The sequence below is a fragment of the Mycobacterium sp. THU-M104 genome (assembly GCF_049197365.1).
GTDB lineage: Bacteria > Actinomycetota > Actinomycetes > Mycobacteriales > Mycobacteriaceae > Mycobacterium.
This window is the reverse complement of record NZ_JBMIOP010000092.1, coordinates 1-8,914: the sequence shown is the minus strand read 5'-3', so window position 1 is coordinate 8,914 and position 8,914 is coordinate 1. Positions and strand designations below refer to the sequence as shown.

Here is an 8,914-nt window from a genome sequence, read left to right as displayed (position 1 = left end):
GCTGCGCGTCAAACACCCGCCGCGCCGAACAGGCATACCCTCGAGCGCACCGAGGCGATGAGCGCGTTCTACAGCCCGGTGACGCCGATCGCCGCCGCGAGAGAGACGTTCGCCGACACCGGCCTGGACGACGTGATCACCATCCTCGAGGGGGATGCGATGGCCACACTGGCCGACCTGGACGGGCCCGTGGACTTCGTCCTGCTCGACGGGTGGAAGAACTTGTACCTGCCGGTGCTCGAACTACTCGAACCGCGCCTGTCCACGGGTGCGCTGGTCGTCGCAGACAACACCGGCGCCGCCGACACCCAGCCCTAGCGGGACCGAGTGCGCGACCCCGCCAACGGCTACGTCAGCTTCAATTTCGGTGTGCGGGAAACCGACAGCATGGAACTGAGCTGCCGCACCTGGTGATTCGTCGCTATTTCAACGACTTCTCGAGCCACGGCGTGAGCCATTGCACCCCTTCGGGGGTGAGGTGGACGCCGTCGCTGCGCACCTTGATCCCGTCGACCTTGGCGGTGTAAACCCCGTCCGGGCAGAGCTTCTCGTTCAGATCGAGGATCTGCACACCGGGGTGCCGGCTCACCGCCTTGCGCAGCATGGTGTTCCACTGGTTGACCCGGTCGGGCTGATCCTCCGGATACAGGCGACCGTCCGGCTTCTCCCCGCCCCGGCTGTAGGGCACGGTGGCAACAACCACGCGAGCGCCGGTGGAGCCGGCGATGTCCAGCGCCCGTTGCAATTCGGCGTTGAGGTAGGAGTCGAACGTCGGGTCGCCGATGTGGGTCCACTGTCCCTCGTTGACGCGGTCCACCGTCTCCCAGCGGCCGATGATCAGCAGTGCCACGTCGGGCTGGTCCTGGCTGACCTGGCGAGACCAGCGCATCGGCCAGCCGTCGCATTCGGCCCGCTGCTGCAGTGTTTCGCCGACGTAGCGGTACGGCGTGCCGCGCACGAGGCTGCAGCCGATGACGGTGTGGTCGAGGAAGGCGAATCCCGGTGTCGGGGGCAGGAAGTGCATCCAGGTCCACCCGATCGAATCGCCGAACACCGAAACGGTGAATGGGCGGTGGAGATCTCGCGGCCTGGGCGCCGGCCGACTCGCGTCGGGCGGCGACGGCGAGACAGCCGCGACCGCCGAGACACCGGGCGGCAGACCGGCCTCGCGCAGCGCGGGTCCGGTGGCCACGGGGACGACCAGCAACGTCACGGCCGCCGCGCTGGCCACCGTCGCCGCGGCGAGCGGCAGCAGCGGCACCCGCGCCGGGCGCCACCGCCGGATCGGTTGCTCGATCAGCCACCACGACGCGGCCGCAACCACGAGGGTGGCCGCGCACCGGACCGCGAACAGCCGCGGCCCGTCCCATCCGGTGCGTTCGCCGTTGAGCGCCAGAAAGATCGGCCAGTGCCACAGGTAGACGCCATAGGAGATGGTGCCCAGCCATACCAGCGGAGGCAGCGCCAGCACCCGGGCGACGGCGCCGCGCTGCTCCAGCGCCACCGGGGCGACCACCAGAACGGCCGCGAGGGCGACCCCGATCAGCAGGCCGTGGCGAAACTCCGCGGCGGCGCCGGTGGCGAAGTGGACCGCGGCCGCCAGTGCGGCCAGACCCAGCAGCGGCAGCATCCGGGCGACCCGACGCCCCCAACGGCTCCGGATCAGGCACCACCCGCGGTTCAGCGACTGCCAGTCCCGCACCAGCAGCGCCGCCGCCGAAGCGCCCACGAGCAGCGCCTGCGCGCGGGTGTCGGTGCCGAAATAGATCCGGTCACGTGTGCCGTCGGAGACGAAGACGACGGCGACCGCCGCCGAGGCGAGCGCACCGGCCGTGGCCAGCAGGAAGGCGGCGAACCGCACCCCGCCCACGGTGGCCCGGGTCGAGCGCCGTCGGGCCCGTGCGGCCAGCAGCAGCGTCACGGCGATGAGCAGCAGCGGCCAGACGAAGTAGTACTGCTCCTCCACGCCCAGGGACCAGGTGTGCTGCAGCGGCGAGGGCGGAGCGCCCTGGGTGAAGTAGTCGGTCTTCTGCGCCACAAACCGCCAGTTCGCCACCCAGCAGAACGCGGCGATCGCGTCGCTGCGCAGCCCGGTCAGCGCCTGGTACGGCAGCAGCTCGCGGGCCGCGGCCACCGTGAGCACCATCAACACCAAAGCGGGCAGTAGCCGTCGCGCACGCCGGATCCAGAAGCCGGTCAGGTCGATTCGCCCCGTGCGCCCGAGCTCGTCCAGCAACAGCGACGTGATCAGGAACCCGCTCAGGACGAAGAAGACGTCGACGCCGATGAACCCGCCGGCCACGCCGGGGACACCGCCGTGACCGATGAGCACCAGCGCGACTGCGACCGCGCGCAGACCGTCCAGGGCGGGAATCCCGCCGCGCCGCTCGGGCCGGTCCCAGACCGCGAGCCGGCCCACCCGGCGCACCGGGGCGACCCACCGGGGCCGCCCAGCGTCGCGAGCCGGCGCGGAAGTCCCGCCCGGCTCAGTGCTTTCTGCTAGCGCGCCCCGACCATCCTGCTGCCCGGCGCCATGGTTGATGCCGATACGTCGCTGCCCCTCCTCGTGATCGCAGACAGCTTAGATTCGCGCCGCGGTGATTCCGGAGATGACACGCGCGGAGTCGGGATGCTTTTCCGGCGCGGGCGCCCGCCGGCGCCACGCACCGCGCCGGGCGGGTGACCTGCTTCGCGACTAGGGTCGAGACCAGGACCGAGTGATCACTCAACGGGAGGCAGTCAATGCGTGGTGTGGTGATGCATGCTCCGGGCGACGTGCGGGTCGAAGACCGCGACGACCCCAAGATCGTCCACCCGACGGACGCGATCATCCGGCTGTCCGCGACGTGTATCTGCGGTTCCGACCTGTGGCCCTACCGCGGCGAGGACGAGGTTCACGACGCGCCCATGGGCCACGAGTACGTCGGGGTGGTCGAAGAGGTCGGCAGCGAGGTGCGCACCGTCAAGCCGGGCCAGTTCGTGGTCGGGTCGTTCGTCTCGTCCGACAACACCTGCGAGATCTGCGCGGCCGGCTACCAGAGTCGCTGCGTGCAGGGCGAGCTGATGGGCAACATCGGCACGCAGGCCCAGTACGCCCGCATCCCCCTGGCCGACGGCACCCTGGTGGCCACCCCCGGGATGCCGCCGGACGCGCTGATCCCCAGCCTGCTGGCCGCCTCCGACGTGCTCGGGACCGGCTGGTTCGCCGCCGTCGCCGCCGACGCCGGCCCCGGCAAGGTCGTCACCGTCGTCGGTGACGGAGCGGTCGGGCTGCTCGGGGTGATGGCCGCCAGACAACTCGGCGCCGAGCGGATCATCGTGATGAGCCGCCACCGCGATCGCCAGGCGCTGGCCCGCGAATTCGGCGCGACCGACGTCGTGGAGGAACGCGGCGACGAGGGCGTCGCCGCGATCAAGGACCTCACCGGTGGCCTCGGCGCCCACAGCGTCATCGAGGCGGTCGGCACCCAGCAGTCGATGATGCAGGCAATCTCGGCGACCCGGCCCGGCGGTCACGTCGGCTTCGTCGGGCTGTCCCACGACGTCAATCTGCCCGGCGACGAGCTGTTCTTCTCGATGGTGCGCCTGCACGGCGGCCTGGCGCCGGTGCGCCGGTTCCTGCCGGAGCTGATCAGGCTGATCTGGAACGGCCAGATCGACCCGGGCAAGGTCTTCGACCTGAGCCTGCCGCTTGCCGACGCCGCTGCCGGGTATCAGGCCATGGACACGCGGCGCGCGGTCAAAGTCCTGCTCACCGTGTGAGGACTCGGTCCTTCACCGCCGGATCCACCGGGATGTCAGCGCGAACTCCGACAGGTACTTGGTGGAACTCCAGCCGCCGTCGACGACGATCGTCTGCCCGTTGATGAAGTTGCCCGCCGGCGAGCACAGGAATGCGACGGCGCCGGCGACGTCGTCGATGCTGCCCAGGCGTTGGTGCGGCGTCATCTCCACGTTGATCTTGCGAAAACGCTCGTCCTGCAGGCGTTTCTCGACCATCGGCGTCTGCGTCACGCCGGGCGCGACGGCGTTGCAGCGGATGCCGGAGGCCCCGTACTGGCAGGCGATGTGGGTGGTCAGCGCGGTCAGCCCGCCCTTGGCCGCCGAGTAGGCGCCGCCGCGCAGCCCGCCGATCACCGCGAAGGTCGACGTGACGTTGATGATCGCCGACCCGGGGGCCATGTGGGGCAGCACGTCGCGCGCGAGCCGGCGTTGTTGATCAGGAAGTCGACGCGGCCCCAGCGGGACACGGCGAGGTCGACGATGCGCCGGGGCGCCTCGTCGCGGGTCAGGTCGACGGCGAACGTAGCGACCCGGTCGGGGTCGCCGACGGCCTGCGCCAGCGCGGCCAGCCGGGTCTCGTCGCGGCCGGTGCCGACGACCGCCATCCCCATGTCGGCGAGTTTGGTGGCGCAGCCCCAGCCGATGCCGCTGCTGGCGCCCGTGACGATCGCGACCTGCATCTCACCCATCCTGTGTGACCTCCGTCAAAGCGGCCCGAATCCGGTGCTTGAGGATCTTTCCGGCGTCGTTCTTCGGCAGGGCGTCCCAGACGACGACCTGTTCGGGCGCCTTGAATTGCGCCACGCCCTTGCTCTGCAGCAGCGCCAGCAGGCTCGCGACGTCGGGGCGCCGGGCGCCCGCCGCCACGATCACCGCGCACGCCCGCTCGCCGGTGCGCTCGTCGGGCAGCCCGACGACCGCGATCTCGGCGATCCCGGGGTGGTCGGCGAGCAGGTCCTCGACCTCCTTGGCCGAGATGTTCTCGCCGTTGCGGATGATGACGTCCTTGGCGCGCCCGGTCACGACGAGGTACCGGTCGTCGACCCAGCGCCCGAGGTCACCGGTGCGGAAGAACCCGGCGTCGTCGAAACAGCCGACCTCGTCCTCGGCGCAGCGGTACCCGAGCAGCATCTGCGGGCCGCGTACGCAGATCTCCCCCTCCCCGGCCGGGGCGGCCGGGTGGGCGGCGAGCTCGACCTCGGCGATGCCGGGCCTGCCGTCGGTGGCCGCGGCGCGGTCGGCGTCGTCGCGCCGGGGCGCGCCCACGGTCGCGACGGGCACTTCCGTGCACCCGTACACCCGGGTGACCACCGCCCGATCGAAATAGCCTGCGGCCCGCCGGATCAGCGACGGTGCCACGGAGGCGCCGCCGCACACGAACACCTTCAGGTCGGGCAGCCGCGTGCCGGCGCGCTCGGCGGCCGACAACAGCTGCTGCAGAAACGGCGTGGCCCCGGCCACGTGGGTGCACCGCTCGGCGTCCATCAGCGCCACCGCCGCCGACGGCGTCGCCGGGGTGAAGCGCTGCCGTCGTGCCCAGCAGCAGCGGGCACTCGAACGCGTAGATCGAGCCGCCGATGTGGGCGATCGGCGACGGCACCAGGAACGAACCGCCCGGGTCGATGCTCCAGTGGTCGCGGAGCTGGCAGATCAGCGCGTGGATCGAATTATGGCTGTGCAGTAAGCCTTTGGGACGGCCGGTGGTGCCCGAGGTGTAGAGCACCAGGTGCGCGGCGTCTGGGTCCAGGGCGGGCAGCCGCGCCTGCCCCGGCCCGGACAGCGCCGCGAAGGGCGTGTGCGCACCGGCCTCGCCGCGCAGCACCACCACCTCGGGCGGTGCGCTCATCGCCGCGGTCACGCGGTCGAGCATCTCCGCGTAGTCGTGACCGCCGAACCGGTGCGGGACGAAGATCAGCGCGGCGCCCGCGTCTTCGAGGATGAAGCGCAGCTCGTGGTCGCGCAGCGACGGCAGGATCGGGTTCACCACCATCCCGGCCAGCGTCGCGCCCAGGTAGACGACGGCGGCTTCGTGCCAGTTCGGCAGCATGAACGACACCACACTGCCCACCGGCGCGCGCTCCAGCAGAGCGGCCGCCAGCCCGGTGGCCCGTACCTGCAGCGTGCCGCAGTCCACCCGTACGCCGTCGTCCACCAGGGCAGTTCGCCCCGGCGAGGTGTGCGCGGCCGCGCGCAGCGCATCGGCGAGTGTGGTGTGCACCCACAGGCCGCGCCGGTAGGCCTCGGCCGCGCGGGCCGGGTCGCGGCGGGCGGGGGTGATCACCGTCGCCGCACCTCAGCCGGCCTGGCCGGTCACCCGGCGCATGGTGATCGCGTAGCGGAACTTCGAGGACAGGTGGGTGTTGATCGTCACCTGGGCGACGTCCCCCTCGGAGGTCCGGTAGGTGCGCCGCATCTGCAACGCCGCCGTGCCCGCCTCGACCCCGAGGCCGTCGGCCTGCTCGGGCGAGAGCAGCACCGCGGCAATCTCCTGGTGCAACTCGGCGACGCTCACCCCGAACAGGTCCTCGATCAGCGGGAAGATCGGCCCGGTGTGGCGCTGCAGCAACCGGCCGACCGCGGCGAAGTCGCGGCTGATGTAGTACTCCGTGCGGCACAGGGGCACCGACGCCCCCTCGGCCCGCCGGAAGCCGCGCATCGACAGCCACTGCGTGCCGGCCGCGAGCCCGGTCCGGGAGGAGAGGTCGTCGTCGATCGTCACCATGGCGTTGGACTCGATGCTCAGCTGAGCCCCGGACGCGAACGCCAGCAGGTCGTCGATCGACATCGCGTCCTGCGCATAGGAACTCGACGCCGGCCGGGGGACGACGCGGGTGCCCGCCCGCGGCCGCGACGCCACCAGGTTGTCCTCACGCAGCCGGCGTATCGCCTCGCGCACGGTGTAGCGGCTGACCGCGAACCGCTCACACAGCTGGTGTTCGGTCGGCAGCTGGGAGCCGACCGGGTACACGCCGTCGACGATCTCCTTGCGCAGCGTACGCGCGATCTGCAGGTAGCGGTGGTCGTTCGGGATGGCCTGCGGCATCAGCGGCCGTCCCGCGGCCGGCGCAGCGCCAGGACGCTGCCGTCGCCGTCGGCCGAGACGAACAGCGTGCCGTCGGGTGCGGCGGCGATGCCGGCGAAGGGGCCCTGCGGTCCGGAGAACGGCGGCATCCCCCTGAGCGGTTTGGGCGCAACCCCGGCGGGCGGGCCGACCGGCAGCCCGGCGGCGATGGTGCGGCGAACCCCGGTGTCCAGGTCGAACGCGATCACCTCCCTGGCCCCCGCGTCGACGATGTAGAGCACGCCGTCGCGCACCGAAAGCCCTTGTGGGCGAAGCAGGTCGGCGACGACGGTGGCGATACCGGACCCGTCGGCCCGGACCACGCGTCCGGCGCCGGATTCGGCCACCAGGCACGCGCCGTCCGGGTCGACGGCGACGCCGGCCGGGTCGCGCAGGCCGGCCGCCAGCACCTCGACGCGGCCCGAGCCCGGTGCCCATGCCAGCACCCGCCCGGTGCCCAGCTCGGCGAACACCACTGTGCCGGGGCCGAGCGCGACACCGTAGAGCTGGTCGAAACCGTCGGCCAGCAGCTCGGTTTCGCTCTCGGTGGGCCGGTAGCGGCTGACCTGGCCGCCCGAGGTCGTCACCACGAACTCGCCCGGACCGCTCGCCACGACGCCGCGCACGAATCCCGGATAGCCGGGGCTGAACAGCATCCCCTCCGCCCGCAGGGACCCGTCGGGCAGCACCGCATGGAAAAAGGTGCCGTCGGCGACGTAGAGCCGCCCGTCGTGCCCCACGGTCAGGTCCAGTGGCCAGTTGAGCCCGCCGGGCAACACCGTGCGCGTCGCGCCGCTCGGCGTTATCTCGGTGATCTCGCCGGTGAAGTTGGACACCAGCACGTTCTCGCCGAGCAGCGTGCAGTTGTCCAGACCCGGCGTCAGCTGGGCCAGCACCCGCCGCTCGCCGCTGCGGGGATCGATGCGCAGCACCTGCCCGCTGGCGACCTGCGTGGAGACGATGTGGCCCCGCGGGTCGAACTTCACCGCGTCGGGAACACCGAGATCGCCGGCGACCCACTGTGGTTCGCCGCCCTCGGGATCGACCCGCCAGATCGCGTTGGCGCCCATCACCGGGAAGTACAGCAGCCCGTCCGGGCCCACCTCCATCGCGTTCGGCGAGGGCACGTTCTCCAGCAGCACGCGGGGTGGGGCGCCGCCGGGGTCGAGTTCGAGCAGGCGCCCACCCTCGCGGCATTCGCCGACGAACAACCGGCCCCGATGGACGGTGATGCCGTTGGCCGACGGGATGTCGTCGCGCAGCACCCGGGTGCGCCCGGCAGTGTCGAGCATGCTCACCCGGCCGTCCATGACCTCGGTGGCGTAGAGGTTGCCGCCGGCGTCGAAGGCGACGTCGTCGGGCGCGACGATGTCGCCGCCCCTGGCGCTGACAGTCGACAGGTGGCCGGTGCCGGGCTCCAGCGCGCTGATCTGGCTGCCGGTCACCTGCGCGATGAAGATGCGGCCGTCCGGGCCGGTGCGCAGGCCGTTGGCGCCGAACACGCGGCTGGGGGCGGTGACCCGCTCGAGTTGCCAGCCTTCCGCGACGTCGATGGGGTGAGGTCCGGCATCGAGGGCGGCATATCGCGATGGCTGCGCCGCGATGGTCATGGTCTGGGCGGGATCCTTCCCTTCGGCCCGCAAGTGCCTGTCCGGCTGGACGTTATCAACTCACACTGGTCCAGACAATAGCTCTCGGCGGGCCGCATCCCGGCCTTGACAGCGGGCCATCGCGATGGGAATAGTATTCTCTAAAAGGTAGAATACGCTATTTTGTCCGGACAAAATGGTGGCGTATCGCGTCGCGGGCGGCAACCGCGTCCGCGGCCGGGGAAAGCGGGTCATGGCGGATCTTTTCGGGCTCGACGGTCGCGTCGTGGTGGTGTCCGGAGCCGGCGGCGGCGGCATCGGCACGGCCGTCACGGAGCTGACCGCGCGCGCGGGGGCCACGGTCATCGCCGTGAGCCGCTCGCAGGAACTCGTCGCGCCCGTCGTGGGTTGGCTTGCGCACCAGTCCTGCTCGGTCAGCGGCGAGATCTTCGTCGCGCTGGCGGGCCGGGTGGCGCGGGCG

General features: G+C 71.6%; 5 protein-coding genes and 4 pseudogenes. 3 read left to right on the top strand and 6 right to left on the bottom strand.

Translation table 11 applies throughout. The features are described 5' to 3' along the window. Nucleotides 1-81 precede the first annotated feature (81 nt). Nucleotides 82-414 (top strand): annotated as a pseudogene (locus ACOJVU_RS08755) (O-methyltransferase); the annotation flags it as partial. Nucleotides 415-421: 7 nt separating this feature from the next. On the opposite strand, the gene ACOJVU_RS08750 reads toward ACOJVU_RS08755, so the two are convergent. Then, entirely contained in the window at nt 422-2,428 is a 2,007-nt protein-coding gene (locus tag ACOJVU_RS08750; protein ID WP_421529416.1) for an acyltransferase family protein, read from the bottom strand. Nucleotides 2,429-2,742: 314 nt separating this feature from the next. Between ACOJVU_RS08750 and ACOJVU_RS08745 the strand changes: the two genes are divergently transcribed. Next, entirely contained in the window at nt 2,743-3,762 is a 1,020-nt protein-coding gene (locus ACOJVU_RS08745; RefSeq protein ID WP_421529415.1) for a zinc-dependent alcohol dehydrogenase family protein, read from the top strand. A gap of 12 nt (nt 3,763-3,774) precedes the next feature. On the opposite strand, the pseudogene ACOJVU_RS08740 reads toward ACOJVU_RS08745, so the two are convergent. From ACOJVU_RS08740 to ACOJVU_RS08720, 5 genes and pseudogenes are all read right to left on the bottom strand, one after another. Further along, nucleotides 3,775-4,463, bottom strand: a pseudogene (locus ACOJVU_RS08740) (SDR family NAD(P)-dependent oxidoreductase). Between the two features lies 1 nt (nt 4,464). Further along, entirely contained in the window at nt 4,465-4,914 is a 450-nt protein-coding gene (locus tag ACOJVU_RS08735) for an AMP-binding enzyme (protein WP_421529417.1), read from the bottom strand. 45 nt (nt 4,915-4,959) lie between these two features. Beyond that, a pseudogene (locus ACOJVU_RS08730) lies at nt 4,960-5,917 on the bottom strand (AMP-binding protein); the annotation flags it as partial. Between the two features lie 159 nt (nt 5,918-6,076). Next, nucleotides 6,077-6,826, bottom strand: a complete 750-nt coding sequence (locus ACOJVU_RS08725; RefSeq protein WP_421529414.1) for a GntR family transcriptional regulator — start codon at nt 6,824-6,826, stop codon at nt 6,077-6,079. Next, nucleotides 6,826-8,454: a gluconolaconase gene (locus ACOJVU_RS08720; RefSeq protein WP_421529413.1), complete on the bottom strand. Its 1,629-nt coding sequence runs from the start codon at nt 8,452-8,454 to the stop codon at nt 6,826-6,828. The genes ACOJVU_RS08725 and ACOJVU_RS08720 overlap by 1 nt, the downstream gene beginning before the upstream one ends. 232 nt (nt 8,455-8,686) lie before the next feature. Between ACOJVU_RS08720 and ACOJVU_RS08715 the strand changes: the two are divergent. Then, nucleotides 8,687-8,914, top strand: a pseudogene (locus ACOJVU_RS08715) (hypothetical protein); the annotation flags it as partial.